The organism is Pandoraea anapnoica (assembly GCF_902459765.1).
GTDB lineage: Bacteria > Pseudomonadota > Gammaproteobacteria > Burkholderiales > Burkholderiaceae > Pandoraea > Pandoraea anapnoica.
Genome location: NZ_CABPSP010000003.1, coordinates 130,197 through 156,356, shown reverse-complemented (window position 1 = coordinate 156,356; position 26,160 = coordinate 130,197). Strand labels below are relative to the sequence as shown.

Annotated in this window: 21 protein-coding genes and 1 pseudogene; 13 read left to right on the top strand and 9 right to left on the bottom strand. The window is 61.9% G+C overall.

All coding sequences use genetic code 11. The annotated features are described in order from the left end of the window. Nucleotides 1-11: 11 nt before the first annotated feature. The 5 genes from PAN31117_RS06340 to PAN31117_RS06320 all read right to left on the bottom strand — a co-directional run bounded on the left by PAN31117_RS06340 (nt 12) and on the right by PAN31117_RS06320 (nt 5,045). Entirely contained in the window at nt 12-1,247 is a 1,236-nt protein-coding gene (locus PAN31117_RS06340; RefSeq protein WP_150737452.1) for a mechanosensitive ion channel family protein, read from the bottom strand. A 226-nt stretch (nt 1,248-1,473) separates the two neighbouring features. Then, entirely contained in the window at nt 1,474-2,673 is a 1,200-nt protein-coding gene (locus PAN31117_RS06335) for an osmoprotectant ABC transporter ATP-binding protein OsmV (RefSeq protein WP_150737451.1), read from the bottom strand. Continuing rightward, nucleotides 2,670-3,317 carry an ABC transporter permease gene (locus tag PAN31117_RS06330; RefSeq protein WP_150737450.1) on the bottom strand — a complete coding sequence of 216 codons (648 nt, stop codon included), beginning with the start codon at nt 3,315-3,317 and terminating at the stop codon, nt 2,670-2,672. Before PAN31117_RS06330 ends, PAN31117_RS06335 begins: the two co-directional genes overlap by 4 nt. 49 nt (nt 3,318-3,366) lie before the next feature. Beyond that, nucleotides 3,367-4,290, bottom strand: a complete 924-nt coding sequence (locus PAN31117_RS06325) for a glycine betaine ABC transporter substrate-binding protein (RefSeq protein WP_150737449.1) — start codon at nt 4,288-4,290, stop codon at nt 3,367-3,369. A gap of 20 nt (nt 4,291-4,310) precedes the next feature. Further along, complete coding sequence (locus PAN31117_RS06320; RefSeq protein ID WP_174990851.1) at nt 4,311-5,045, bottom strand: ABC transporter permease; 735 nt, start codon at nt 5,043-5,045, stop codon at nt 4,311-4,313. A 901-nt stretch (nt 5,046-5,946) separates the two neighbouring features. Between PAN31117_RS06320 and PAN31117_RS06315 the strand changes: the two genes are divergently transcribed. Then, a complete protein-coding gene (locus tag PAN31117_RS06315) occupies nt 5,947-7,314 on the top strand; it encodes a GGDEF domain-containing protein (protein WP_150737448.1) in 1,368 nt (455 codons plus the stop codon). 36 nt (nt 7,315-7,350) lie between these two features. On the opposite strand, the gene PAN31117_RS06310 is transcribed toward PAN31117_RS06315, so the two are convergent. From PAN31117_RS06310 to PAN31117_RS06295, 4 genes are read right to left on the bottom strand one after another with little or no spacing between them, the layout of a single operon-like run. Then, a complete protein-coding gene (locus PAN31117_RS06310; protein ID WP_150737447.1) occupies nt 7,351-7,779 on the bottom strand; it encodes a VOC family protein in 429 nt (142 codons plus the stop codon). A 10-nt stretch (nt 7,780-7,789) separates the two neighbouring features. Next, nucleotides 7,790-9,334 carry a SpoVR family protein gene (locus tag PAN31117_RS06305; RefSeq protein ID WP_150737446.1) on the bottom strand — a complete coding sequence of 515 codons (1,545 nt, stop codon included), beginning with the start codon at nt 9,332-9,334 and terminating at the stop codon, nt 7,790-7,792. 58 nt (nt 9,335-9,392) lie between these two features. Further along, nucleotides 9,393-10,655, bottom strand: coding sequence for a YeaH/YhbH family protein (locus tag PAN31117_RS06300; protein WP_150737445.1), 1,263 nt, complete (start codon nt 10,653-10,655; stop codon nt 9,393-9,395). Nucleotides 10,656-10,673: 18 nt separating this feature from the next. Further along, nucleotides 10,674-12,596, bottom strand: a complete 1,923-nt coding sequence (locus PAN31117_RS06295; protein WP_046289794.1) for a PrkA family serine protein kinase — start codon at nt 12,594-12,596, stop codon at nt 10,674-10,676. Nucleotides 12,597-13,549: 953 nt separating this feature from the next. On the opposite strand from PAN31117_RS06295, the gene PAN31117_RS27695 reads away from it, so the two are divergent. The 12 genes and pseudogenes from PAN31117_RS27695 (at nt 13,550) to glyS (ending at nt 26,138) form a co-directional block, all read left to right on the top strand. Next, a complete protein-coding gene (locus PAN31117_RS27695; protein ID WP_281349138.1) occupies nt 13,550-13,672 on the top strand; it encodes a hypothetical protein in 123 nt (40 codons plus the stop codon). Then, on the top strand, nt 13,669-14,448 hold the full coding sequence (locus tag PAN31117_RS06290) for a metal ABC transporter ATP-binding protein (protein ID WP_174990850.1): 780 nt from the start codon (nt 13,669-13,671) through the stop codon (nt 14,446-14,448). Before PAN31117_RS27695 ends, PAN31117_RS06290 begins: the two co-directional genes overlap by 4 nt. After that, the gene (locus PAN31117_RS06285) at nt 14,445-15,302 is read left to right on the top strand and encodes a metal ABC transporter permease (protein ID WP_150737443.1); all 858 of its coding nucleotides are present in this window, start codon (nt 14,445-14,447) and stop codon (nt 15,300-15,302) included. Before PAN31117_RS06290 ends, PAN31117_RS06285 begins: the two co-directional genes overlap by 4 nt. An 11-nt stretch (nt 15,303-15,313) precedes the next feature. Continuing rightward, the gene (locus tag PAN31117_RS06280; protein ID WP_150737442.1) at nt 15,314-16,267 is read left to right on the top strand and encodes a metal ABC transporter solute-binding protein, Zn/Mn family; all 954 of its coding nucleotides are present in this window, start codon (nt 15,314-15,316) and stop codon (nt 16,265-16,267) included. 222 nt (nt 16,268-16,489) lie between these two features. Next, complete coding sequence (gene miaB / locus PAN31117_RS06275) at nt 16,490-17,833, top strand: tRNA (N6-isopentenyl adenosine(37)-C2)-methylthiotransferase MiaB (RefSeq protein WP_150737441.1); 1,344 nt, start codon at nt 16,490-16,492, stop codon at nt 17,831-17,833. A gap of 50 nt (nt 17,834-17,883) precedes the next feature. Continuing rightward, nucleotides 17,884-18,951, top strand: coding sequence for a PhoH family protein (locus tag PAN31117_RS06270; RefSeq protein ID WP_246188939.1), 1,068 nt, complete (start codon nt 17,884-17,886; stop codon nt 18,949-18,951). Beyond that, nucleotides 18,948-19,412: pseudogene (gene ybeY, locus PAN31117_RS06265) on the top strand (rRNA maturation RNase YbeY); the annotation flags it as partial. The gene PAN31117_RS06270 and the pseudogene ybeY, both read left to right, overlap by 4 nt. Nucleotides 19,413-19,559: 147 nt before the next feature. Continuing rightward, complete coding sequence (locus PAN31117_RS06260) at nt 19,560-20,255, top strand: gamma-glutamylcyclotransferase (RefSeq protein WP_150737439.1); 696 nt, start codon at nt 19,560-19,562, stop codon at nt 20,253-20,255. Nucleotides 20,256-20,428: 173 nt separating this feature from the next. After that, nucleotides 20,429-21,304 carry a CorC family transporter gene (locus PAN31117_RS06255; protein ID WP_150737438.1) on the top strand — a complete coding sequence of 292 codons (876 nt, stop codon included), beginning with the start codon at nt 20,429-20,431 and terminating at the stop codon, nt 21,302-21,304. A 24-nt stretch (nt 21,305-21,328) separates the two neighbouring features. Continuing rightward, complete coding sequence (lnt, locus tag PAN31117_RS06250) at nt 21,329-22,876, top strand: apolipoprotein N-acyltransferase (protein WP_246188938.1); 1,548 nt, start codon at nt 21,329-21,331, stop codon at nt 22,874-22,876. 206 nt (nt 22,877-23,082) lie between these two features. Then, the gene (glyQ, locus tag PAN31117_RS06245; protein WP_150737436.1) at nt 23,083-24,021 is read left to right on the top strand and encodes a glycine--tRNA ligase subunit alpha; all 939 of its coding nucleotides are present in this window, start codon (nt 23,083-23,085) and stop codon (nt 24,019-24,021) included. Further along, nucleotides 24,018-26,138 carry a glycine--tRNA ligase subunit beta gene (glyS, locus tag PAN31117_RS06240; protein WP_150737435.1) on the top strand — a complete coding sequence of 707 codons (2,121 nt, stop codon included), beginning with the start codon at nt 24,018-24,020 and terminating at the stop codon, nt 26,136-26,138. Before glyQ ends, glyS begins: the two co-directional genes overlap by 4 nt. Nucleotides 26,139-26,160 lie beyond the last annotated feature (22 nt).

Here is a 26,160-nt window from a genome sequence, read left to right as displayed (position 1 = left end):
CAGCAATGCGGTTAAGCGGCGCGCTGGCCCCAGCGCATCAGATCTGCACCGGCGGGGTTCTGGTACATGCGCAGGCCGAACTCGGGGAGGATGGCCAGCAGATGGTCGAAGACGTCGCCCTGCACGCGCTCGTACTCCGCCCACACGATCGTGTTCGTGAAGCAGTACAGCTCGACTGGAATGCCCGTTGCCGATGGCTCGAGCGAGCGCACCATGCACGTCATGCCCTCATGGATGTTCGGATGCGCCTTCAGATACGCCAGCGCGTACGCGCGGAACGTGCCGATATTCGTCAGACGCCGCGTATTCGCCAGCACGTCCGCCGCGACACCGAGCGCGGCATTGGCATCCGCTATCGAACGCTGTTTCTCCGACAGATAGCCGCCCAGCAGATGCAGCCTGGATAGACGCGCGATCTCGTCGGCGTCCAGGAATCCGACACTGCCAGCATCGATGCACAGCGTGCGCTTGATGCGTCGCCCGCCCGACTGCTGCATGCCGCGCCAGTTGCGGAAGCTCTCCGAAATCAGACGCCACGTCGGAATCGTCGTGATCGTCTTGTCCCAGTTCTGCACCTTCACCGTATGCAACGCAATATCCACCACGTCGCCATCGGCCCCGACCTGCGGCATCTCGATCCAGTCACCCACGCGCAGCATGTCGTTCGACGTGAGTTGCACGCTTGCGACGAACGACATGATCGTGTCCTTGAATACCAGCAACAGCACCGCCGACATCGCCCCCAGGCCGGAGAGCAGCAACCACGGCGAACGGTCGATGATCGTCGCGACAATGCCAATCGACGCCACCACGTAGAGCGCGATCTTGCCGAGCTGGACGTACCCCTTGATGGAGCGCGTGCGCGCGTGCTCAGACATCGCGTAGACGGTCTGTGCAGCGTCGAGAATGCCCGCGATCGCGAGCGTGGCGTAAAGCAGCGTCGTGGCAAGAGCCACATTGCCGATGACGATCACCGCCTTCGCAGGTAGATCCGGCACCCACTCGATGCCGAACTGAATGACGAGGTACGGCAGAATGCGCGCCGCCCGGTGGAAGACGCGATGCGCGAGCAACGCATCGTCCCAACGATTCGCCGTTCTCTGCACCACGATGCGTACGATCCGCACGATCACGAACTGCGCCACCGCCTGCACCAGCGCGGCCGCCGCAATCAGCATCGCCAACGACCCGGCCATGCGCGCCCACGGCGCATTGTCGAACCACGCTATTACTGCTTCCCACGTCATCCTGCAACTCCTTGTCTTGCTGTTTTCTTTGCTTGCCCGATGGTGCTGTTTGCCGACATCGCCCTCGCCTTAAGCAAACCGCACAATCGGCAAACGCAAAAATGACGGCCGCTTGGGCCGTCATCCTTGGATGCGTCAGGCGGCGGTCGTTCCCTCCCGCCTCCGAAACTCATGCGACGTCACACTTATTCAGGGACATTCAGCGACATCGCGCCACGCGCAGCGCTTACATCGACGCGCCGAACGGCACGCTTGCCACTACATTGGGTGCGCCCGGCAGCGACGGCGCAATGATCGTACCGCCACCGTTGCCGCGCGACTTGCCCGAACTCAGATAGTCGGCGATGGAGTCTTGCGTGACCTCGCCGAGGTATTGATTGTCGTCGCCCAGCACCGGCAGGGATGCCAGATTGTGTTCGTACATACGCGAGAGCAGCACCCGCAGGTTGTCGCCAGCCACCGCCGACGCCTTGAAGTCCCGCACGCGCTCGCCACACGTGCCCTGTGCGTGCCGCGTGTCCCGACGAGCAATGTAACCCAATGCACGCGCGCTCTCATCGACCACCACCAGCGAACGCGTATCGAGTTCGTCCATCATGCCGTAGGCTTCGGCGAGCGTCGTCTGCGGCTTGACGGTCGGTTGCGGTGTGGCGGCATCTTCGGCGCGCACGAGCAACAGGCGCTTGAGAATTCGGTCATGTCCCACGAAGCTTGCGACGAATTCGTCGACCGGTCGCGCCAGCAGCGCATCCGGTTGCGCATACTGCACGAGACTCCCCTGACGGAAGATCGCGATGCGGTCCGCCAGCTTGATCGCCTCGTCGATATCGTGGCTGACCATGATGACGGTCTTGCCCAACTGACGCTGCATTTGCAAAAACTCGTTCTGAATCGATTCGCGGTTGATCGGATCGACGGCGCCGAACGGCTCGTCCATCAGCAGCACGGGCGGATCTGCCGCCAGCGCCCGGATCACACCGATACGTTGCTGCTGGCCACCCGAGAGTTCGCGCGGATAGCGCGACAGGTAACGCTTCGGATCGAGTGCGACCATGGCCATCAGTTCGGTGGCACGCTCGCGGCAGCGCTTCTTGTCCCAGCCGAGCAGACGCGGCACCACGGTAATGTTCTCCTCGATGGTCATGTTCGGGAACAGACCGATCTGCTGGATCACGTAGCCGATGTGGCGGCGCAATTCGATTTCGTTGATCTTGTCGGTGTCTTCGCCATTGAGCAGGATGTGCCCGGAGGTCGGCTTGATCAACCGGTTGATCATCTTGAGCGTGGTCGTCTTGCCGCAGCCCGACGGGCCGAGGAAGACGCAGATTTCGCCCGGCGGCACTTCAAGGCTGACCGAGTTCACGGCGGTCACACGTGTACCGTCCTTCTGGACGAAGCTTTTGGTGAGATTATCGAGTTTGATCATACGGTTCGGATTCCTTTCGGTGTCAGCACGCGCTGCAGGCGGTGCAACAGGGTGTCGGCGACGATGGCGAGCAAACTCACCATGACCGCACCCACGACAAGCTGCCGGGTATCGCTCTGGCTGATCCCCTGGGTGATCAACACCCCGAGACCACCGGCCCCGACGATGGCACCAATGGCCATCACGCCAACATTCATCACGACGGCAGTGCGCACGCCGCCCAGCACCACCGGCACGGCCAGCGGCAATTCAACCAGGCGCAGACGCTGCCAGAACGTCATGCCAATACCAATCCCCGCTTCGCGAATGCTCGGATCGATCTGACGCAGCGCGAGACTCGTGTTGCGCATGATCGGCAGCAGCGAATACAGGAAGACGGCGGCCACCGCCGGTGCGGGACCGATTCCCATGCCGTAGACGGACAGTGCGGGGATCATCAGGCCGAACAGGGCAATCGACGGGATCGTGAGCACGACCGTCGCCAGACCCAGCACGGCACCGGACAGCCAGCGAAAACGCGTGACCAGCACGCCCAGCGGCACGCCGACGACAATGGCCGCGCCAACCGAGGCGGCCACCAGCCACGCGTGCTGACCGGTGAGGGTCAGAATGCGGTGCCAGTTGTGCGTCAAAAATTCAATCATGGGACTCCTCAATCGGTAACTATCGGGAGCAGCAACACGCAATGCGCGCTTACTGCACCAATCCTTCCTGCTTGAGGAAGTCGCTCGCCACGCGCGACACGGCACGGTGGTCGATATCGACCTTGGCGTTCATGTCGCGCATGTTTTCGTCGTTGATCTTCGCGGAGAGCGCGTTAAGTTCGTCGGCGAGCTTCGGGTTCGCATCGAGCACTTCCTTGCGCACCACAGGCGTGGCCGCGTAAGCCGGGAAGAAGCCTTTGTCGTCGGTCAGCACCTTCAGATCGAAGCCCTTGTTACGGCCATCGCTGGTGTAGACGAGACCGGCGTCGATCTGTTCGTTCCTGAGCGCGGTGTAGACGAGGCCCGGGTCCATCTGCTTGATGTTGCGGCGCGCGAGATGGAAATCGTAGAGCTGCTCCATCGGTTCCAGACCGTCCGAACGACCGACGAACTCCATGTCGAACGCGAATTGCATCTCCGGATTCGCACGGAATTTTTCGATGAGCTGCGATACCGTCTCGATGCCTTCGTCACGCGCCATCTTGCCCGGCATGGCGAACGCATAGGTGTTGTTCAGCGCAGCGGGATTCAGCCAGACGAGACCGATCTTGCCGTCGAGTTCCTTGACCCGCTCGTAAGTCTGTTGCGGATCGAGCTTCTCGGTGACCCTGTTGTAGACGATGAGCGAGGTGCCGGTGTACTCCCAGACCACGTCGAGCTGATTGCTCTCCATGCCCTGACGCATCACCACACTGCCGAGGCCGTTCTTTAGCTCGACGTCATACCCTTTGCTGCGCAGGTACTGCGCCGTCATCTCCGAGAGAATCAGCTGTTCGGTGAAGTTCTTGCCGCCGATGGTGAGCGCAGCGGCCTGCGCGGTAGCGCTCGTCGCTATGACGCCCAGCGCGACAGCGACAACGCTCAGAAGACGAAGCGCGCGCGACGCGAGCGTACGAGAAAACGAAACTTGCATACGTAGGGGCCTCCTATGTTTCAGCGCGCCGGCGTGCCGTGTCGCGCGAACCAGAGCCCGCTGCCGAAGGCGACGATGCCGTCGAGCACCAGCGCGAGCAGCGCAGTGCCGGCCGCGCCGAGCAGCAACTTGGTCTGGTCGTTCAGATAAATGCCGGGGAAGATCAGTTGTCCAAGACTGTCCGCGCCGATCAGGAAAGCGAGCGGCGCAGTGCCCACGTTGATCGCGAGCGCGGTGCGAACGCCGCCGATGATGACCGGCATGGCGTTGGGCAGATCGACGCGAAACAGCACCTGCGCCGGCGTCATGCCCATGCCGCGCGCCGACTCCCGCAATGCGGGCGGCACCTGCCGAAGGCCTTCGTACGCGTTACGCACGATGGGCAGCAGCGAAGCCAGCCACAGCGCCAGAATGGCCGGGCGGTCGCCGATACCAAGCACCGCCATCGACAACGCCAGCACGGCGAGCGACGGCAGCGTGTTGCCGATATTGAAGATCTGCACCGCGCGCTCCGCGTGTTTCGCAAACATCGGACGCGAGATCAGCACGCCCGCAGGCACGCCGACCAGAATGGCCAATGTCATCGAAATCGCCACGAGCTTGAGATGCTGCTGGGTGTAATACACCAGGTCGCCCCGGTACTTGACGAGCGAATCCACGCCCAGCCAATACACCAGACCGGTGACTGCGGCGGCAACACCGAGCAGTCCGAAACCGGCCAGATAGAGAATGCGATACTGCTTCGCCACGTTCATGCTCCCTTTGAATGGGTTGGCAGCGCTGCGCGCGCGGCAATAGCTATCGCCCCACGTGACAACGCGGTCAATCAAGCATGACAACTGTTAGCTGCCTTGCGAATTGTGGTGTGTTCGATCCGAAGGTCTGTGAAAGACAACGGTGACGAACGAGGCGTCGCGAAATGCGACATGAGAGACGAGCTTTCGACGCCGTGGGCGCCTGGGCCTCTCGATACACGCTTATTGAAAGCGCGCGAAAGTTTTACTGCACAAACTCATTGCGTGATGTAACGGACGCCGGCGCAACGAGGAACACCGGCAACGCTTTTGTTTCTATGGGCCAACCGCAGCGATTGGCTTTTTTTATTCTAGTACAGATAGTGAGTCGATGCCAACCCGTAGCACGTTTTTAGTCATGAATCCGGTGTATTTACACGCAATTACACGGCACATTTCTCATATGAATCGTAGTCCTTACTAATTGCGTACGCTCGAATCCACCGTCATCATTGGCATTGCGGCGAATTGAAAAGTTGCGAAGAGAATGCAGTTTTACGACGTCCCGAAATCTGCAATTTCGATGTTTCGCATAGCGGTTCAATGTGTCGCAGCGATTTATTTTCCGGGACACGAAGCGAGCGACTTCGGGTGCGGAAAGCGACGTGCCGACCATCCGGAATCCGCATGTTATCTGGCCTCCGAAGGGAAATTAGAGTACCGCTCCGGAAACCAGTGCCAACCCGTAAAAACTCGTGTATTCTCCGAGGTTTATCTTAGTTTTCAATCATTTAGCGCAAAATCGGGGAAACGCAGCGGGAACGCAAGACAATGATCTTGCGACAGTTTGCGGGCGCGGTGATTGAACGGTAGGAAAGCGATCGTGCGCGGGCACGAGGTCGTTGAATGGCGAATAACAACTATGAAAAGTACCATCAGCCGTACCGAACAGGGCAATCGCGTCGCCGCGACCACCATTTTGGCCGCGTGCGCCGCACTCACGCTTGCCGGATTCCTCACGCGCACGCTCGAAGGCACAGTCAATCCTTTACTGACCTTCTTTCTCGTCTCGGCAGGCGGCATTCTTAATCTGTCGACGGCGTGTCTGCTGGGCGTTCAATATCTCTACAACGGCAAGCGCTATTTTGCGCAGTTCGGATGCGCGTTTCTGCTGCGCGGACTGTTCATGTTTACCGAAGGCGTGTTGCTCGCGAATCAGCTTGCAGGCATCTCGGCACACGTCACCCGTGCGCCCTTCTGGCTCTGGCTCGTTGCCGAAGCGAGCTTCGCCGCGTATGTGATGCTAAGCGTGCGCAGCTACTCGCGCACGCGCATGGATCCGCACACGCGTCCCGGCTACTCCGAGGCGGCGCGTTACGGCGCGACGGTCCTCATCATCTGGGTGACGGTTTCGTTGTCGATCGTGGGCGCGGGACGCACGCTCGTGACACCCCATCTGAGCGGTGGCGTCGACATCGAGACGATTGGGCTCGCCGCCCTCTTCGTGGCTTACATCGCATTGTGGTGGCGCATCGCGGCCGTCACGCGCCTGTCGCACAAGTTGTTCCTGCTCGTGTGGGTCGTGGTCTCGATCTCGCTGTGTCAGTTGCTGCTTTCGCTCACGGCACCGAGCGAAGCGTCGTATCAGTGGTATGCGGCGCGTTTGCTGGCATTGGCATCCCCGGGTGTTGCGACGCTCGCCCTTGTGTGGGAAATCACACGGCAGTATCAATCGCTCGCGCTCACCAATACGGATCTGGTGGAGAAGGTCTTCATCGATCCGCTCACGCACATCTATAACCGGCGCTACTTCGACAACCGTATCCGGCTCGTCGCAGAACGCGTGCAACAGCGTGCGATTCCGCTGTCCGTGCTGCTGATCGACATCGATTTCTTCAAGCAGGTCAACGACCGCTACGGACACCCGTTCGGCGACGCCGTCCTGCAACGTATCGCCACGACAATCCAGCATTGCATCCGGCTGCCGAGCGACTTTGCGGTCCGTCTGGGAGGCGAGGAGTTTGCGGTAGTCCTGCCCGAGATCGACCAGCATGCTGCATTACGTGTGGCCGACCGGATTCGCGAATCCGTCAAGCGCGCGAGTACGGATCTGCTGCCGCAAGCCGCGCGCGACGAAGGCGAGGCGATCACGATCAGCGTCGGCATTGCTTCGTGGCAACCGGGCGAGCCGCTCGTGATCAGCGCGATGCTCGATCAAGCGGACAAAGCGCTCTATCAGGCGAAACACAAGGGGCGGGATCAAAGCGTGATGGGTCAAATGGCGGCTTGATGGCGGCGCGATGCCGCCCACGGCCTTCGTGCGAAATCAGTGTCCGCCGACCGGCGGCGACGTCGCAGGTCCCTTGAGTTCCACAGTGTTGCCGTCGGGATCGCTGAGATAGCAGGACGGCCCTTCCCCATGCGCGCCGTAGCGTTGCACCACGTCACCCAGGGTCACGCCGTGCGACGCCAGTGCGTTGCGAATGGCTTTGTCATCAAACGGTTCGACGCGCAGACAGAAGTGATCGAGATTGTGTCCTTCGGGACCGGGCGCGACACCGCCCTGACGGCCGATCTTGCCGGCGACGTCAACCAGATCGATCAACGCGTCGCCAGCACGCAACTGCACCAGTCCGATGTCGTCCTGCACCTTCTCCAGCGTGCAGCCCAGCACCTCGATGTAAAAGTGCCGCAAGCGTGCCACATCGTTGGTCCGCAACACCACGTGATCGAGCGCGACGAACGGAATCTTCATCGCGCCCTCGTCAGGCGCTCAGCGCGTAGCGACGGCGCTTCTCGACCTTCGTCTCGTGCGTCATCTCGCTGCGGCCGTCTTCGAACACCGTCTCCAGCCGCACGGTAAATCCCCACAGACGCGCCACGTGCTTGAGCACTTCCTCGAAGCTGTCGTCGAGTGGCTTGCGTTCGCTTTGCACGTGCCGCAACGTCAGCGAACGGTCGCCATGCAAATCGACGTGCACCACCTGAATATTCGGTTCGAGCTGACTGAGGTTGTACTGCTGCGCCAGCATCTCGCGAATCTCGCGATAGCCCGAATCGTTGTGAATGGCCGTCACGCGCAAGCGGCTGTCACGATCGTCGTCGAGGACGGAGAACAACTTCAGATCGCGAATCACCTTGGGCGAGAGGAACTGCTGGATGAAGCTCTCGTCCTTGAAGTTGCGCATGGCGAAGTCGAGCGTCGTCAGCCAGTCGGAGCCAGCGATATCAGGGGCCCACAGACGATCTTCTTCGGTCGGGTCCTCGCACATGCGACGGATGTCCTGGAACATCGCGAAGCCCAGCGCATACGGATTCAAACCGCTGTAGTACGGACTGTCGAACGACGGCTGATAGACGACGTTCGTATGCGCGTGCAGGAACTCCATCATGAAGGCGTCGTTGACGAGCTTTTCCTTGTAGAGCTGCTGAAGAATCGTGTAATGCCAGAACGTCGCCCAGCCTTCGTTCATGACTTTGGTCTGACGCTGCGGATAGAAGTACTGCGCGAGCTTGCGCACGATGCGCACGATCTCGCGCTGCCACGGCGCCAGTTTCGGCGCATTCTTCTCGAAGAAATACAGCAGGTTTTCCTGCGGCTCGCCCGGGAAGGGCGGCTCGTCCGATTCGGTGGGATCGAGACCGTCGTCCTCATCGTCGTCATGCAGCGCGTGGCTGGGCAACGTGCGCCACAGATCGTTGATCTGCATTTGCAGATAGTTCTCGCGATCCTTCTGACGCGCCTGCTCCTGCGCCATCGACAGACGTTTCGGCCGCTTGTACCGGTCCACGCCGTAGTTCATCAAAGCGTGGCACGAGTCGAGCAGCAACTCCACGGACTGTTCGCCGTAACGCTGTTCGCACTCGGTGATGTAGTTGCGCGCGAACAGTAGGTAATCGACGATCGCGTCGGCGCTGGTCCACGTGCGAAAAAGGTAATTGCCCTTGAAGAACGAGTTGTGACCGTAGCTGGCGTGCGCGATGGTCAGCGCCTGCATGGTCATGCTGTTCTCCTCCATCAGATACGCGATGCAGGGGTTCGAATTGATGACGATCTCGTACGCCAGCCCCATCTGCCCGCGCTTGTAGCCGCGCTCGGACGACAGGAAGTGCTTGCCGTACGACCAGTGGTGATAGCCGATGGGCAGGCCGACGGTCGCATAGGCGTCGAGCATCTGCTCGGCGGTGATGATCTCGATCTGATTCGGGTACGTGTCGAGTTTGAAGCCGGCGGCGATACGCGCGATCTCATGCTCGTATCGTTGAATCAGCTCGAAGGTCCATTCCGACCCTGTGGATATGTACGCCATGACGCGCCCTCGTTACGGTACCGGCACAGACCGGTATCGGTACGCTAAGAGACGGCTTTCAGGCCGCCTTCTTCTTGAACAAGTCGTGCAGCACCGGATAGATTTCGGCGGCCTCCATGATGCGTTGCATCGCGAAGTTCGAGTGCTGCTGCTTGACCGACAGGTACTCGTTCCACAGGTTCTGCGGTTCGGCGCTCGCCACCTCCACGTACGCGAAGTACTGCACGGCCGGCATGATCGACTGCATCAGGATGTCGCGACAGATGGGCGAGTCGCCGTCCCAGTTGTCGCCGTCGGAGACCTGCGCACCGTAGATGTTCCAGTCGCTGGGCGAATACCGATCCGCGATGACCTCGTTCATCAGCTTAAGTGCGCTGGACACCACCGTCCCGCCCGACTCGCGCGCGTAGAAGAAATCGTCCTCGTTCACTTCCTTCGCCGTGGTGTGGTGACGGATGAGCACGAGATCGATGCGCTCGTAGTTATGCCGCAGGAACAGATACAGCAGCATGAAGAAGCGCTTGGCAAGGTCCTTGCGGCTCTGGTCCATCGAGCCGGACACGTCCATCAGACAGAACATGACGGCCTGCGCTTGCGGGCGCGGCTGCATGACGCGGTTCGAATACCGAAGATCGAGTTTTTCGATGTAAGGAATCGCCTCGACGCGCGTACGAAGATGCGTGATTTCGTGCGCGAGCGCCAAGGCTCTGGGCGATGTATCCCCCTCGCGCGAGACGACGTCCGCGTACTCGGCTTCGAGTTCACGGAGCTGCTTGCGATAGGGCGCGGTAAGTGCGATGCGCCGACCCAGCGAGCTGCGCATCGTGCGAATGACGTTGAGGTTCGACGGTGTACCGTCGATGGAATAACCCGCACGCACCTTGCGAAACTCCGGAATCTGGGCAAGCCGACGTTTCGCGAGGTCCGGCAGCGCCATGTCCTCGAAGAAGAATTTCAGGAACTCCTCTCGCGAGAGGTTGAAGACGAAATCGTCCTCGCCCTCTCCAGAGTCGCTGGCACGGCTGCCGCCGCCCCCTGCGCCCGATGGCGGACGCTCGAAGTTGTCGCCCACCACGAACTCGCGGTTGCCGGGATGAACCATCTCCCGCCGCCCGCCGGGTCCGTGGTGAAACAACGGCTCCGAAATGTCCTTGACCGGGATCGAGACCTGTCCGCTGCCATCGATATCGGTGATCTTGCGCCCAGACACCGCTTTCGCAACCGCACGACGAATCTGGTCGCGATAGCGTTTGATGAAACGCTGCTGATTGATGGCGCTTTTGTTCTTGCCGTTTTGCCGTCTGTCGATGATTGCTGACATAGTGGCCCCGATTGGTTACTACGAGGATTTGCGCACGCGCAGATACCATTCCACAAGCAGGCGAACCTGCTTCGGGGTATAGCCCTTTTCCACCATCCGGTTGACGAAGTTGGCGTGCTTTTCCTGATCCTCCTTGGACGACTTCGCGTTGAACGAGATCACCGGAAGCAAATCCTCGGTCGTCGAGAACATGCGTTTCTCAATCACCGCGCGCAGCTTTTCATAACTCGTCCAGAGCGGATTCTTGCCCGCGTTGTTGGCGCGCGCCCGGAGTACGAAGTTGACGATCTCGTTGCGGAAGTCCTTCGGATTGGTAATCCCGGCCGGCTTTTCGACTTTCTCCAGTTCGTCGTTGAGCGCGGTGCGGTCGAGAATTTCGCCGGTGTTCGGATCGCGATACTCCTGATCCTGGATCCACAGATCCGCAAAGTTCACGTAGCGATCGAAGATGTTCTGACCGTACTCCGAGTACGACTCCAGATACGCGGTCTGAATCTCTTTGCCGATGAACTCGACGAACGGCGCCGTCAGATATTCCTTGATGTAGGCGAGATAGCGCTTCTCCACTTCTCCCGCATACTGTTCGCGCTCGATCTGTTGCTCAAGCACGTACAGCATGTGCACCGGGTTTGCGGCGACTTCCGTGTTATCGAAGTTGAAGACCTTCGAGAGCACCTTGAAAGCGAAACGCGTAGACATGCCCGTCATCCCTTCGTCCACCCCGGCGTAGTCGCGGTACTCCTGATACGACTTGGCCTTCGGGTCGATGTCCTTGAGGTTCTCACCGTCGTAGACACGGACCTTGGAGAAGATGTTGGAATTCTCAGGCTCTTTCAGACGCGTGAGCACCGCGAACTGGGCAAGCATCTTGAGCACGTTCGGCGCGCGCGGGGCGTTCGCAAGCGAGCTGTTCTTTACGAGCTTCTCGTAAATCTTCACCTCATCGGTCACGCGCAGGCAGTACGGCACCTTCACGATATAGATACGGTCGAGGAAAGCTTCGTTGTTGCGATTGCCCTTGAAGCTCTGCCACTCCGCCTCGTTCGAGTGGGCAAGCACGATCCCGTCGAACGGAATCGCACCGAACCCTTCCGTGCCTTTGTAGTTGCCTTCCTGTGTAGCGGTCAGCAACGGGTGGAGCACCTTGATCGGCGCTTTGAACATTTCGACGAATTCGAGCAGACCGCGGTTGGCCAGGCAGAGACCACCGGAGTATGAGTAAGCGTCCGGATCATCCTGCGGAAATTCCTCGAGCTTGCGGATGTCGACCTTACCTACCAGTGACGAGATGTCCTGATTGTTTTCGTCGCCCGGCTCGGTCTTCGCAATCGCGATCTGCTGCAACACCGACGGACGCACCTTTACGACGCGGAACTTGGTGATGTCGCCGTTGAATTCGTTAAGACGCTTGGTGGCCCACGGCGACGGAATCGTATTGAGATACCGCACCGGGATGCCGAAGTCCTCTTCGAGAATCTTGCCGTCTTCCTCTGAGGAGAACAGGCCCAGAGGCGACTCGTGCACCGGCGATCCCTTCAGGCAGTAGATGGGGACGTCCTCCATCAACACCTTCAGTTTCTCGGCCAGCGACGACTTGCCGCCCCCCGGAGGCCCAAGCAGATACAGAATCTGTTTGCGCTCTTCGAGGCCCTGCGCCGCGTGCTTGAAGAACGAGACGATTTGCTCGATCGTGTCTTCCATGCCGTAGAAGTCACGGAAGGCAGGATAGATCTTGATGATCTTGTTGGAGAACAGCCGCGAGAGTCGCGGGTCATGATGCGTGTCGATAAGCTCCGGCTCACCGATGGCGCGCAACATCCGCTCGGCTGCCGTCGCATACGCAGTCGAGTCCTTCTTACAGATCTCCAGGTATTCCTGGATGCTGTATTCCTCTTCCCTGCGTGCTTCGAAACGTGTCGTGTAGTGGCTGAAAATATCCATATGCCTCACCCCCGCCTCATCGGAATACACCGCGGAAAACACCGCGATACGATGCCCGCTCTGTTGCTTAAGACCCGGATGACTGCACGATGGTTTCGACCTGGCTCACTGCATGCCGGAGCGACTGACGCGAAACCTTTCGCACTGTCCCCTCCCTCACATGAACGACTCAAAATCAGTTTAGGTTGACTTTAAACTTGTCAGTAAAAATTGCAACCGTTAACTCATCATATGCACAAACAAAAAAACTGTCGCTAGATATTTTCCGCAGCGCTAAGCATTCTCGATAACCCGCATGCCGCAAGGGTTTCCGCGTGTTACGCACACACTCTACGCAATGCGCATGTTGCGCGAGATAGGTCAAATTTCGAGCGACTTTTGCAGCCACCATCCACGCATTGCGCACTCGGGTTTGCCTGCATCAAGAATCGTTTGAGACATTTGTTTATTTATTCAGTAATCCTATTTATTTAGTCGAATTTCACAAACCGACGAGATACCTTGCGTGCAATGTTTTTGGGAAAAAAAGTGGGCGGCCCAACGACGTCGACGACAGCGAAGACGTGGGCGCGAAGGGGATGCTTTCCTGTCGAAGCGTCGCGGCTGCGCGAAGTCGCGAAGGTCGTGCGACTGGCTGGCTCTGGAGCACGCTTGTCGCAAGTGGAAAGTCGACTACGGACAGATGTCTTGACGGACTAACCTCCTCCTTGCAAATTGGCGATCTCTGGAATGAAGCGAACAACGTGCCAGACGACCGCGCATGAAATCCATGTTACGCCCGTTCGCCAAAATCTGCTGCGCGGATATGTAACGCCATGTGACCCTACGTCTACACGCCGCATCCTCACGCTGGCCCCACGGCACCGCAACCGGGAACGATTCGTGCAATAATGCAACTTTGTTGCATTTATTACACAGTTGCAAACTGTGTGCGGGCGTCGCCCCATCTGTCCATGATTCGCTTCTCCGTTTGGCTCTACCGTCTCGCAGGCTGGGAACGCACCGCGCTCACGCTGCTGGTGCTCGCCCCGCTTTGGGTGCTCGTTTACTGGGCGCTGAAAGGGGTCGCCCCGTGATCGGCTGCCAGAATCTCTCGGTCCGGTTCGGACCGAACGTCGCGCTGGAAGACGTGAGCGCCACGTTCGCGCCCGGCGTGCTGTCCGCAGTCGTCGGCCCCAATGGCGGCGGTAAAACCACCCTGCTGCGCGCGCTCGCCGGCTTGCAAAAGGCTACGACGGGCAAAATCGTCAGCGACGGCCCGGTGGCCTATCTGTCGCAACGCCCCGAGACCGACCATCGTTTTCCGATGTGCGTTGAAGAATACGTGCTGACCGGCACGTGGCGTCGCACGGGCGATGCCCGTCGCCTCGGCCGCGACGAGTTCGACCGTGCTCTCGACGCCCTCACCCGTGTGGGCCTTGCCGACAAGCGGACACAGGCGCTGGAAGCCTTGTCCGGCGGGCAATGGCAGCGCGCCCGCTTCGCGCGCCTGATCGTCGAAGACGCACCGATCGTTTTGCTGGACGAACCACTCACCGGCATCGACGTGCCCTCGGCGGAACTGTTGCTGGCGTTGCTGGATCAATGGCGCAACGAGGGACGCACCGTGGTGACCGTGCTCCACGATTTGCCGCTGGTGCTCCAACGCTTTGCACACGTGGCCGTGATGGCCGGACGTCTGGTGACGTCGGGCACGCCAGCGTCCTGCCTTCAGGGCGGGTTCCCGTCGGCGGACGGTGTGGGCGGTGGCGCCCATCCGGGCCTGTCGGCCGCGGGCGGATACACCGCGTTTGCCGCGACGCCGCCGTCGATCACCGCTGCGCCGGTCACCGTCCGCGGAGGCCGTCGATGAGCGCGCTGCTCGATCTCGTCATTGGCCCGTTCGCGGAATTCGACTTCATGCGCCACGCGCTGGTCGGCAGTCTGGCCCTATCGCTGGGTTGCACGCCCGTAGGTGTATTTTTGCTGCTGCGCCGCATGAGCCTGATGGGCGACTCGCTGTCGCACGCGGTGCTACCGGGTGCGGCGGTCGGCTATCTGATCGGTGGGCTGTCGCTGCCGTGGATGGCGGGCGGTGGCATGATCGCGGGCCTGCTCGTGGCGCTGCTCGCCGGTCTGTCGAGCCGCCGTACACGGCTCGACGAGGGCGCATCGTTCGCGGGCTTCTATTTGCTGGCGCTCGCGGGCGGTGTGGTCATCGTGTCGAAGTGGGGCAACAGTGTCGATCTGATGAACCTGCTGTTCGGCTCTGTACTGGCGGTGGACGACCCGTCGCTGATACTCGTGGCGGCCATCACGACCGTCACGCTGTTGTGGTTTGGCTGGCACTATCGCGGTCTGGTGCTCGACAGCGCGGATCCGACCTTTCTCGGCCAGGGCAAGAGCGTGATGCGCTACCACCTGGGCTTTACCGTGCTGACGGTCATGAACCTGGTGTCCGGTTTCCAGGCGATGGGCACGCTCATGGCCGTGGGGCTGATGATGCTGCCGGCGGCCACCGCCCGGCTCGTCTCCCGCACGCTGCCCGGCATGCTGCTCACCGCATGGCTCGTGGCCAGCGCGTCGAGCGTTATCGGGTTGCTGATTTCGTACTATCTGGCTTGCCCCTCGGGGCCGGCCATCGTTCTGACGGCAGGCGTCGCCTATCTGGGCGCGCTGCTGGTTTCGCCTGGCGGTGCCGGCACGGCCAAGGCGTCTGCGCTTTAAGAGAGGAAAACATGTTCGGATTGGGTCTTGGGGGCAGCAAAGCGTCGCGCGGCAAATCGTGGCTCGGCGCGGGGCCCTTTGCAGTTTTCGCTGCGATTTTTGCGCTTGTCCTCGCCTTCGCCAGCCCGGCGCGCGCGCAGGACACGCGCCTGCCCGTCAGTGCCAGCTTCAGCATTCTGTCCGACATCGTGAAGGCCGTCGGCGGCGACCGCGTCGACGTCACCACGCTCGTCGGTCCCGATCAGGATACGCACACCTATGAGCCGACCCCGGCGGACGTCGCCAAACTCTCGGGCACCAAGCTGTTCTTCGTGAACGGTCTGGGCTTCGAAGGCTGGCTGCCCCGCCTGATGAAGTCGAGCCACTACCCCGGCGAACTGGTTACGGTCACGAAGGGACTCAAGGCCCGCACGATGGTCGACGACGGCAAGACGGTGACCGATCCGCACATGTTTCAGGATCCCGAGCGCGTGAAGACGATGGTGGACAACATTGCCGCCGCCCTCTCGAAGGCCGACCCGGCCGGCGCGAGCTACTATGCGGATCGCGCCAAAAACTATCGCGGCGCGCTCGACGACCTCATCGTCTGGGCCAACAAGCAACTGGCCCCGATTCCGCAGTCGCGCCGCGTGGTGCTGACCTCGCACGACGCCTTCGGCTATCTCGGCCTGCGTTTCGGCATCAAGTTCCTCGCGCCGGAAGGCGTGTCGACGGAAAGCGAAGCCAGCGCCAAAGACGTCGCCAACCTGATCCGCGTGATCCGCCGCACGGGCATCAAGGCCGTCTTCATGGAAAACATCTCCAATCCGCGTCTGGTGCAACGCATTGCGCACGACGCGAAGGTGACCGTCGACGGCAAGCTGTACTCCGACGCCCTGTCGAAAAACCCGGAAGCGACGACCTACCTTCAGTTGTTCCAGTACAACATCCGGGCGCTCGCCGCCGCGATGAAGGACAACCGGTAATCCCCCGGCGCTCCCACGCCCCCCTCGGTGCACGCGGTATAATGCGTGCACCACACACCGGCCCCGCTACGGAGGTCCGGACAGGCCGGCCATGCCGGCTTTTGCGTTTAGGTCGTCACATTTCTCGCACGACCGAAGACTGACCTTTTGAACCCCTGAAACATCCGGCAACGGACAAATACGGACGCCCCCAGGTTAATCACTGCGAACGGCGCACACTCAATGGCAAAGAAGATTTACATCAAGACGTTCGGTTGTCAGATGAACGAGTACGACTCCGACAAGATGGCGGACGTGCTCGGCGCAGCCGAAGGTCTCGAGAAGACCGACACCCCCGAAGACGCCGACGTCATCCTCTTCAACACCTGCTCCGTGCGCGAAAAGGCACAGGAAAAAGTGTTCTCGGATCTGGGCCGCATGCGCGCCCTCAAGGAAATCAAGCCGGATCTGGTGATCGGTGTCGGCGGTTGCGTCGCCAGTCAGGAAGGCGCGGCCATCGTGCAACGCGCCCCTTACGTGGACGTGGTGTTCGGCCCGCAAACGCTGCACCGCCTGCCGCAGATGCTCGAAGCGCGCCGCTCGACCGGCCGTTCGCAAGTCGACATCTCATTCCCCGAAATCGAGAAATTCGATCACCTGCCGCCCGCCAAAGTCGAGGGCGCGACGGCGTTCGTCTCGATCATGGAAGGCTGCTCGAAGTATTGCAGCTACTGCGTGGTGCCATACACGCGCGGCGACGAAGTCTCGCGTCCGTTCGACGATGTGCTCACCGAAATTGCCGGACTGGCCGAACAAGGCGTGCGTGAAATCACGCTGCTGGGCCAGAACGTGAACGCCTACCGCGGTCTGATGGCCGACGGCGAGATCGCCGACTTTGCCCTGCTCATCGAATATGTGGCGGAAGTGCCAGGCATCGAACGTATTCGTTACACCACGAGCCATCCGAAGGAATTCACGCAGCGTCTGATCGACACCTACGCCAAGGTGCCGAAGCTCGTGAGCCACCTTCACCTGCCGGTGCAACATGGCGCCGACCGCGTGCTGTCGGCCATGAAGCGCGGCTACACGGTGCTGGAGTACAAATCGATCATTCGTCGCCTGCGTCAGGTACGCCCGGAGATGTCGATGTCGTCGGACTTCATCGTCGGCTTCCCCGGCGAGACGGAAGAGGATTTCGACAAGCTCATGGCGATGATTCACGAGATCGGCTACGACACCAGCTTCTCGTTCATCTACAGCCCGCGCCCCGGCACGCCCGCCGCGAACTTGCAGGACGACACGCCGCGCGAAGTGAAGCTGCGCCGTCTGCAACACTTGCAGGCCGTGATCGAGGAGAACGCCGCACGCATCAGCCAGAGCATGGTCGGCTCGCGTCAGCGTATTCTCGTCGAAGGCGTGTCGCGCAAGGACCCGAACGAGCTGCAAGGCCGCACCGAGAACAACCGCGTGGTCAACTTCCCGGCCCCCGAGGCACAGCGCGCCGCGCTGATCGGGCAGATGACCGACGTCGTGATCACCTTCGCTTACCCGCACTCGCTGCGCGGCGAACTGGTCACCACGCACTGAACGACGCAGCGAACATCGAACGACCTGAACAGGCAACCGACCGGATTATCTTGAAAGCACCCGTCCAAGAATTCACCGCCCCGCGCGACGACAATCGCCGTCTGGCCAATCTCTGCGGCCCGCTCGACGAGAACCTGCGTCAGATCGAGCAGGCGCTCGACGTCTCGATCACCCGCCGTGGCCATCGCTTCTCGATTCGCGGCAAGAGCGCCGCCGTCGCCACGCAAGCCCTCGAGAGTTTCTACAACCGCGCGACCGAAGCGCTGTCCGTCGACGATATCCAGTTGGGTCTCGTGGAAACGCGTCAGGGCCTCGCACCCATCGTGCGTCATGGCGACGACAATCCGTTTGCCGCTGGCGAGACGGAAGACGGCTCGCCGGTGCTGCACACGCGTCGCAGCGACCTGCACGGCCGCACGTCGGCGCAGCGCGACTATCTGAAGCAAATCCTCTCGCACGACGTGACGTTCGGCATCGGCCCGGCCGGTACCGGCAAGACGTATCTGGCGGTGGCCTGCGCCGTCGACGCGCTGGAGCGCGACGCCGTCAAACGCATCGTGCTCACGCGCCCTGCGGTGGAAGCTGGCGAGCGTCTGGGTTTCCTGCCCGGCGACCTCGCGCAGAAGGTCGATCCGTATCTGCGCCCGCTGTACGACGCGCTCTACGATCTGCTCGGCTTTGACAAGACGCAGAAGTACTTCGAGAAGCAGATGATCGAGATCGCGCCGCTCGCCTACATGCGCGGCCGCACGCTCAACCATGCGTTCATCATTCTGGACGAGGCGCAGAACACCACGCCCGAACAGATGAAGATGTTCCTCACGCGCATCGGCTTCGGCAGCAAGGCCGTCGTGACCGGCGACACCACGCAGGTCGACCTGCCGCGCGGCCAGAAGAGCGGTCTGATGGAAGCGCAGGTGATTCTGAAGAACGTGCGCGGTATCGCCATGACTCGCTTCACCAGCGTCGACGTCGTGCGTCACCCGCTGGTCGCGCGCATCGTCGAAGCGTACGACGAGCATGCGCAACACCTGGAAGCCGGGCTGGACCTGCCGGCGTCGGAACAAGGGCGCGAGCGCGGCTCCCGTGGGCCACGCACCGCCGGAGGCAAGGCATGAGCGAGCGGGCCGTGCGCCACGCGCTCACGCTGACGAGCCAGTTCGTCGCGGGTCCCGCGTTCGCGCTGCACAAGGCGCTGCTCACGCGCACTGCAGTACGTCGCTGGGTGCAAGCCGCGCTGCTGGCCGACGCCGAGCTGACGCTGCGCTTCGTCGACGCCGACGAAGGCCAGACGCTCAATCGCGGCTATCGCGGCAAGGACTACGCGACGAACGTGCTGACGTTCGCCTACGCCCAGGACGAAAGCGATCCCGTGACCGGCGACATCGTGCTGTGCTGCCCGGTGGTCGAGCGCGAAGCGAACGAGCAAGGCATTGCGCTCGAAGCCCATTACGCACACCTGATCGTGCACGGCGTGCTCCACGCGCAGGGCTACGATCACGAGGAAGATGACGAAGCGCAGGAGATGGAAGGCCTGGAGACGGAGATTCTCGCCGGGCTAGGCTACGCCGATCCCTACGCATCCGAGAAGTCGCCGAAGGTCGCCGAACCGGCCAAACCGGTGAAGGCTCCGAAAAGCCGTCAAGTCGCAAAGCCTGCAAAACCGGCCAAAGCGGCCAAGACGTCCACCTCCCGCCGCCCCTGAACCGAGACCCGACCGAACCGTATGGAACGCATCCCCGACCGACCGACAGCCCCTGAAGCGCCTGTAGCTCCCCAGGCCAGCACGTCGAGCGGGCCGGGATGCGACCGATACCCGCCTGACCTCGGCGTCTCCCGGCACCTGAGCCCGGAAGAAATGAGCGAATCGCTCGACGCCGCGCTCGTCGGCTGGGATGGCCGCGAAGACCTCTGGATCTTCGCCTACGGCTCGCTCATCTGGAACCCCGGCATGCCCGTCGAAGAATGCCTGCGCGCCCGCGTGCACGGCTATCACCGGGGGCTCTACCTGTGGTCGCGCGTCAATCGCGGCACGCCGGAGCAGCCGGGACTCGTGCTGGCGCTCGATCGCGGCGGCTCGTGCGCCGGCGTGGCGATGCGCCTCGCCGCAAAACACGTCCGCACTGAATTCGAAACGCTCTGGTATCGGGAAATGGCAATGGGCTCCTATCGTCCGATGTGGCTGAACTGCCAACTGGCCGACGGCCGCACCAAGCCGGGCCTCGCTTTCGTCATGCGACGCGAAGCGGCGAGCTACGCAGGCCGTCTGCCCGACGCCATCGTCCGCCAGGTGTTCGATCAGGCGCAGGGACGCTATGGCACCACGCACGACTACGTCGTCCGTACGGTCAAGGCGCTACGCGAAGCGGGCATGCCCGACCCGGCGCTCGAAGCGGTGCTGCGCCGCTGCGAGGCAAAGTAGGCGCACCACAATGCAGCATCCGGTGCGCTGAAATGTCCTGAAATATGCACGGCGCTGTGCGTGTCGCCCGAAGCGTTGCAATGCCGCCCGCCTGACGCGGTAATGCCGCACATCTGGTGTATCCTTTAGCTTCCTGTAACAGCTCGGCGTCCGCCCAACTTGGACGCGCCGTCATGAACGACCCTTATCCCAGTCGACCCGGTCCAAAAAAAACCGACAAACCTCGCTCTCTGCTCGAACGCCTCACCGATCTGATTTCCCCGGAGCCGGAGTCGCGTGCAGAGTTGCTCGAAATTCTGCAAGACGCTCACGCCCGCAACCTGATGGACGCCGATTCTCTGGCGATGATCGAGGGCGTATTCCAGGTGGCCGATCTATGTGCCCGCGACATCATGGTGCCGCGCGCGCAGATGGACGCCATCAACATCGAACAGACCCCTGAAGAATTCATGCCGTTCGTGCTGGAACAGGCGCACTCGCGCTATCCGGTCTACGAGGGCAATCGCGACAACATCATCGGCATTCTGCTCGCGAAGGATCTGCTGCGTTACTACGCCAATCACGACTTCGACGTGCGCGATATGCTCCGCCCGGCCGTGTTCATTCCGGAGTCGAAGCGTCTGAACGTATTGCTGCACGACTTCCGCGTCAATCGTAATCACATCGCCATCGTCGTGGACGAATACGGCGGTGTGGCCGGCCTCATCACGATTGAAGACGTGCTCGAGCAGATCGTCGGCGACATCGAAGACGAGTACGACTTCGACGAGGAAGAAGACAACATCATCGCCGCGCCCGACGGCTCGTATCGCATTCGTGCGCTCACGGAAATCGAGCAATTCAACGAAGCGTTCGGCACGCAGTTTCACGATGACGAAAACGACACGATCGGCGGTATGATCACGCACCAGTTCGGCCGTGTGCCGCGCCGTGGCGAACGTCTGCGCATCGGCAATCTCGTGTTCGAAGTGCTGCGCGCCGACGGCCGTCAGGTCCATATGCTGCTGTTGCGGCGCATGGAGCCGGCACCCGCCGTTCAGCCCGAGTAACTCACTCATCGATCCATGCAGGAAATGACAGTCCACGCGCCCGAGCGGCGCTCGTGGCCGGCCTGGCGTGCCCGAGCGCTCGCCGGTCTGGCCGGTATCGCGCAAACGCTGGCCTTCGCGCCACGCGACCTCTGGTGGCTGCAATTGCTCGCGATGGCGGGGCTGTTCGCGCTCGTCGAGCGCAGCGCCTCGCGACGCAACGCCCTCTGGCTAGGCGGCAGTTTCGGCCTCACCTCGTTTGTCTCCGGCATCTGGTGGCTCTACATCAGCATGCACACCTACGGGGGCATGCCCGGTGTGATGGCCGGTGCGGCAGTCGTCCTATTTTCGATCTATCTGGCGGTCTATCCGGCGCTCGCCGCGTTCTTCACGCGTGCCGTGTCTGCCAGCGGGCCGTGGCGCGTGTTCGCGTTCGCCGGTGCCTGGACGCTCGCCGAATGGTTGCGCGGCACCGTCTTCACCGGGTTCCCCTGGCTCTCGCCCGGCTACGCCCATGTCGACAGCCCGCTCGCGGGCTTCGCCCCCCTGCTCGGCGTGTATGGCATCACCGGTCTCGCCGCGCTGGCAGCAGCCATGCTCGCGCGGGCCCTGCTGCCCGTCGTCCCGACGACGGGTGCGGCACGTCGTCTCGCCGCTGTGGTCGGCGTACTGGCGCTGCTGGGCGTGGGTGTCGGTCTGTCGCGTCACGAATGGACCACACCATCGGGCAAACCGCTGACCGTTCGGCTGCTCCAGGGCAATATCCCGCAGGACATGAAGTTCGAGCGCGCGGGCATCGATCACGCAATGACGCTGTACCGCGATATGATCGTAGCGGCGCCCGCAGACCTCATCATCACGCCCGAAACGGGCTTTCCGGTGCTGCTGCAAGGCATCCCCCCCGACATCGCCACGTCGATCCGCGAGTTCTCGGATCGCACCGGCTCGCACGTGGTGCTCGGCGCGGTCGGCGCGAAGATCACCGATCGCGGCCCGACCGACTTCACCAACAGCCTGTTCGGCGTCACGCCGCGCGACCAGACGCTCTACCGCTACGACAAACACCATCTCGTGCCTTTCGGCGAGTTCGTGCCGTGGGGCTTTCGCTGGTTCGTCGACATGATGCACATCCCGCTGGGCGATTTCCTGCGTGGCAGCGCCACGCCGAGCGGCTTCCCGGTGCGCGACCAGCGTATTGCGATGAACATCTGCTACGAGGATCTGTTCGGCGAGGAAATCGCGCAGGCGCTGCGCAATATGCCTGAACCGGCCACGGTGCTCGTGAACTCGACCAACCTCGCGTGGTTCGGGGACACCATCGCGCTCGATCAGCACTTGCAGATCGCCCGCATGCGCACGCTTGAGACGGGACGCCCGATGCTGCGCGCGACGAACACGGGCGCGACGGCGATCATCGATGCGCACGGCCATGTGCAGGGGCGTCTGCCCGCGATGACGGTCGGCGCGCTCACGGGCAGCGTCCAGCCCTACACCGGCCTCACGCCTTACGTACGTTTCGGCAATGTGCCTGCGCTGGTGCTCGCGCTCGTCGCACTGGGCCTCGGTCTGGTCATGACGCGCCGCTCGCGCTGACGGGCAAAACAGCCGACGTTGCATCGTCAAAACGACACAGGGGGACGAGAAAATCCCTCTGCCGTGTCACCCCGGGGCCATCGGCGCCCCGTTCGGGTCGAATTCCCGCTAAAATTCAACGTTTTAGTCTTTTGGCCGCGCTCGCGGCCGGGCCGAAAGACTGCGCAAAATCCGCATTTTTTCCTGTTCGTCCGCGCGAATTCATCATGCTTACCTTTCAACAAGTCATCCTGACGTTGCAGGATTACTGGGACAAGCAAGGCTGTGCGTTGCTCCAGCCTTACGACATGGAGGTCGGCGCCGGTACCTCGCACACTGCCACGTTCCTGCGCGCGATCGGTCCGGAGCCGTGGCGCGCTGCCTATGTGCAGCCGTCGCGCCGTCCCAAGGATGGCCGTTACGGTGAGAACCCGAACCGCATGCAGCACTACTACCAGTATCAGGTGGTGCTCAAGCCGGCCCCGGAAAACATCCTCGACCTGTATCTGGGCTCGCTGCGCGCGCTCGGTCTCGATCTGACGCAAAACGACGTACGCTTCGTCGAAGACGACTGGGAAAACCCCACGCTCGGCGCCTGGGGTCTGGGCTGGGAAGTGTGGTTAAACGGCATGGAAGTCACGCAGTTCACCTATTTCCAGCAAGTGGGCGGTCTCGACTGCAAGCCGGTGCTCGGCGAAATCACGTACGGCATCGAGCGTCTGGCGATGTATCTGCAACAGGTCGAGAACGTCTACGACCTCGTGTGGACCGAGTGGGAAGAGCAAACGGTCGACGGCCCGGTCAAGCGTCGCCTGACCTACGGCGACGTGTTCCATCAGAACGAAGTGGAACAGTCGACGTACAACTTCGAGCACTCCAACCAGCCGATGCTGTTCAGCTTCTTCGACAACTACGAGAGCGAAGCCAAGCGCCTCATCGAAGCCGAACTGGCGCTGCCCGCCTACGAGATGATTCTCAAGGCCGCACACACCTTCAACCTGCTCGACGCGCGCGGTGCCATCTCGGTGACCGAGCGCGCGGCGTATATTGGCCGTATCCGCGCGTTGTCGCGCCTGATCGCACAGGCCTACTACGCTTCGCGCGAAAAGCTCGGCTTCCCGATGCTGAACGCCCCCGCCGCTAAAACTCAAACGCAAGCCGCATGATGAGCACCGCACAACGCACCCTGCTGGTCGAACTGCTGACCGAAGAACTGCCGCCGAAGGCGCTGGCGCGTCTGGGCGACGCGTTTGCCGATGGCATCGCCAACGGCCTGCGCACGCGCGGGCTCACGACGGACGCCAGCGTCGTCACGCCGTTCGCCACGCCGCGTCGTCTGGCCGTCTCGATCACGAACGTGGTCGACCGCGCCCCGGACGCCACCATCCGCGCCAAGGTGCTGCCGGTCTCCGTCGCACTCGACGCCAACGGCAACCCCACCCCGCCGCTCGCGAAGAAACTCGCGGCGATGGGATTCGCCGATCTGCCGATCGCGAGCCTGGAGCGCGCGATGGATGGCAAGGCCGAAGCCTTCTTCCACACCTACACCGCCGCCGGCGCCCAACTGGCCGACGCGCTGCAAGCCTCGCTCGACGAAACGCTCGGCAAGCTGCCGATTCCGAAGGTCATGAGCTATCAGCGTCCGGACGGCGAGACGGTGCAGTTCGTGCGCCCGGTGCACGGGCTGATTGCGCTGCACGGCGACACGCTTGTGCCCGCAACGGCCATCGGTCTCGCGTCGGGTAACAAGACGCAGGGGCATCGCTTCCTGTCGAAGGGTGAGGTCACTGTCGCCAATGCCGACGCCTACGCCGCCACGCTGGAAACCGAAGGCAAGGTTGTGGCGAGCTTCACCGGCCGTCGCGACGCCATCCGCACGCAACTGCTCGCCGCCGCCGGCAACGACCACGTGGTGATGCCGGACGCGCTGCTCGACGAAGTGACCGCACTCGTCGAATGGCCCGCGATCTACGCCTGCCACTTCGAGAAGGAATTCCTGGCGGTGCCGCAGGAATGTCTGATTCTCACGATGCAGACGAACCAGAAGTACTTCGCGCTCACCGACAAGCCGCTGGCCGACGGTGGCCGTCTGACGAACCGATTCCTGATCGTCTCCAACATCGAGACGGGCAACCCCGAACAGATCGTGACGGGTAACGAGCGCGTGGTGCGTCCGCGTCTGGCAGATGCGAAGTTCTTCTTCGAGCAGGACAAGAAGAAGCCGCTGGCCGATCGCGTGCCGCTGCTCGCAAACGTCGTGTATCACAACAAGCTGGGCTCGCAGTTCGAGCGCACGCAGCGTCTGGTGAAGCTCGCCGGTGCCATCGCTCACATGATCGGTGCGGATCAGGATGGCGTGAAACTCGCCGAGCGCGGCGCACTGCTGGCCAAAGCCGACCTGCTGACCGACATGGTCGGCGAGTTCCCCGAATTGCAAGGCACGATGGGCACGTACTACGCACGTCATGACGGCGAAGCTGCCGACGTCGCGCTGGCCTGCTCGGAACACTATCAGCCGCGTTTTGCCGGCGACGCCCTGCCCGCCAGCACCACCGGCACGGTGGTGGCACTTGCCGACAAGCTCGAAACGCTGGTCGGCATTTGGGGCATCGGCCTGCAACCGACAGGAGAGAAAGACCCGTTCGCGCTGCGCCGTCACGCGCTGGGCATCGTGCGTATGCTCATCGAAAAGCGTCTGCCGGTGATGTTGCCGGAACTGCTGAACGTCACGTACAAGCAGTTCACCACGGGCGTGGCCGATTCCGCTTACCTGAACGACGTCTACCAGTTCGTGCTCGACCGCCTGCGCGGCTACCTGCGAGAGCAGGGGTATGCCGCCAACGAGATCGAAGCGGTGCTGGCCGATCACCCGAAGTATCTCGGCGATCTGATCGAGCGTCTGGATGCCGTACGCGCCTTCTCGGCGCTGCCGCAAGCCGAAGCTCTCGCCGCGGCGAACAAGCGGATTGGCAACATCCTGAAGAAGACGGCCCCGCCGGCCGACGGCACGATTTCGCTGGACCTGCTGCTGGAATCGGCCGAGAAGGCGCTTCACGCCGCCCTCGAAAAGGTCACCCCGGTGGTCGAGCAGAAGTTCGAAGCACGCGAGTACGCGCAGGCGCTTTCCGCGCTGGCCGAGCTGCGCGATGCGGTCGACGCCTTCTTCAACGACGTGATGGTGATGGCCGAGGAAGACGCGTTGCGCAACAACCGCCTCGCGTTGCTCAAGAACCTGCACTTCCAGATGAACCGCGTGGCCGATCTCTCGAAGCTCGCCGCCTGATGTTCCAACGAATCAACTGAGC

Bases quoted from the DNA above. Each gene is read 5' to 3' on its own strand.
- PAN31117_RS06340 (WP_150737452.1), bottom strand. From the start codon at position 1,247: ATGACGTGGGAAGCAGTAATAGCGTGGTTCGACAATGCGCCGTGGGCG.
- PAN31117_RS06335 (WP_150737451.1), bottom strand. From the start codon at position 2,673: ATGATCAAACTCGATAATCTCACCAAAAGCTTCGTCCAGAAGGACGGT.
- PAN31117_RS06330 (WP_150737450.1), bottom strand. From the start codon at position 3,317: ATGATTGAATTTTTGACGCACAACTGGCACCGCATTCTGACCCTCACC.
- PAN31117_RS06325 (WP_150737449.1), bottom strand. From the start codon at position 4,290: ATGCAAGTTTCGTTTTCTCGTACGCTCGCGTCGCGCGCGCTTCGTCTT.
- PAN31117_RS06320 (WP_174990851.1), bottom strand. From the start codon at position 5,045: ATGAACGTGGCGAAGCAGTATCGCATTCTCTATCTGGCCGGTTTCGGA.
- PAN31117_RS06315 (WP_150737448.1), top strand. From the start codon at position 5,947: ATGAAAAGTACCATCAGCCGTACCGAACAGGGCAATCGCGTCGCCGCG.
- PAN31117_RS06310 (WP_150737447.1), bottom strand. From the start codon at position 7,779: ATGAAGATTCCGTTCGTCGCGCTCGATCACGTGGTGTTGCGGACCAAC.
- PAN31117_RS06305 (WP_150737446.1), bottom strand. From the start codon at position 9,334: ATGGCGTACATATCCACAGGGTCGGAATGGACCTTCGAGCTGATTCAA.
- PAN31117_RS06300 (WP_150737445.1), bottom strand. From the start codon at position 10,655: ATGTCAGCAATCATCGACAGACGGCAAAACGGCAAGAACAAAAGCGCC.
- PAN31117_RS06295 (WP_046289794.1), bottom strand. From the start codon at position 12,596: ATGGATATTTTCAGCCACTACACGACACGTTTCGAAGCACGCAGGGAA.
- PAN31117_RS27695 (WP_281349138.1), top strand. From the start codon at position 13,550: ATGATTCGCTTCTCCGTTTGGCTCTACCGTCTCGCAGGCTGGGAACGC.
- PAN31117_RS06285 (WP_150737443.1), top strand. From the start codon at position 14,445: ATGAGCGCGCTGCTCGATCTCGTCATTGGCCCGTTCGCGGAATTCGAC.
- PAN31117_RS06280 (WP_150737442.1), top strand. From the start codon at position 15,314: ATGTTCGGATTGGGTCTTGGGGGCAGCAAAGCGTCGCGCGGCAAATCG.
- miaB (WP_150737441.1), top strand. From the start codon at position 16,490: ATGGCAAAGAAGATTTACATCAAGACGTTCGGTTGTCAGATGAACGAG.
- PAN31117_RS06260 (WP_150737439.1), top strand. From the start codon at position 19,560: ATGGAACGCATCCCCGACCGACCGACAGCCCCTGAAGCGCCTGTAGCT.
- PAN31117_RS06255 (WP_150737438.1), top strand. From the start codon at position 20,429: ATGAACGACCCTTATCCCAGTCGACCCGGTCCAAAAAAAACCGACAAA.
- lnt (WP_246188938.1), top strand. From the start codon at position 21,329: ATGACAGTCCACGCGCCCGAGCGGCGCTCGTGGCCGGCCTGGCGTGCC.
- glyQ (WP_150737436.1), top strand. From the start codon at position 23,083: ATGCTTACCTTTCAACAAGTCATCCTGACGTTGCAGGATTACTGGGAC.
- glyS (WP_150737435.1), top strand. From the start codon at position 24,018: ATGATGAGCACCGCACAACGCACCCTGCTGGTCGAACTGCTGACCGAA.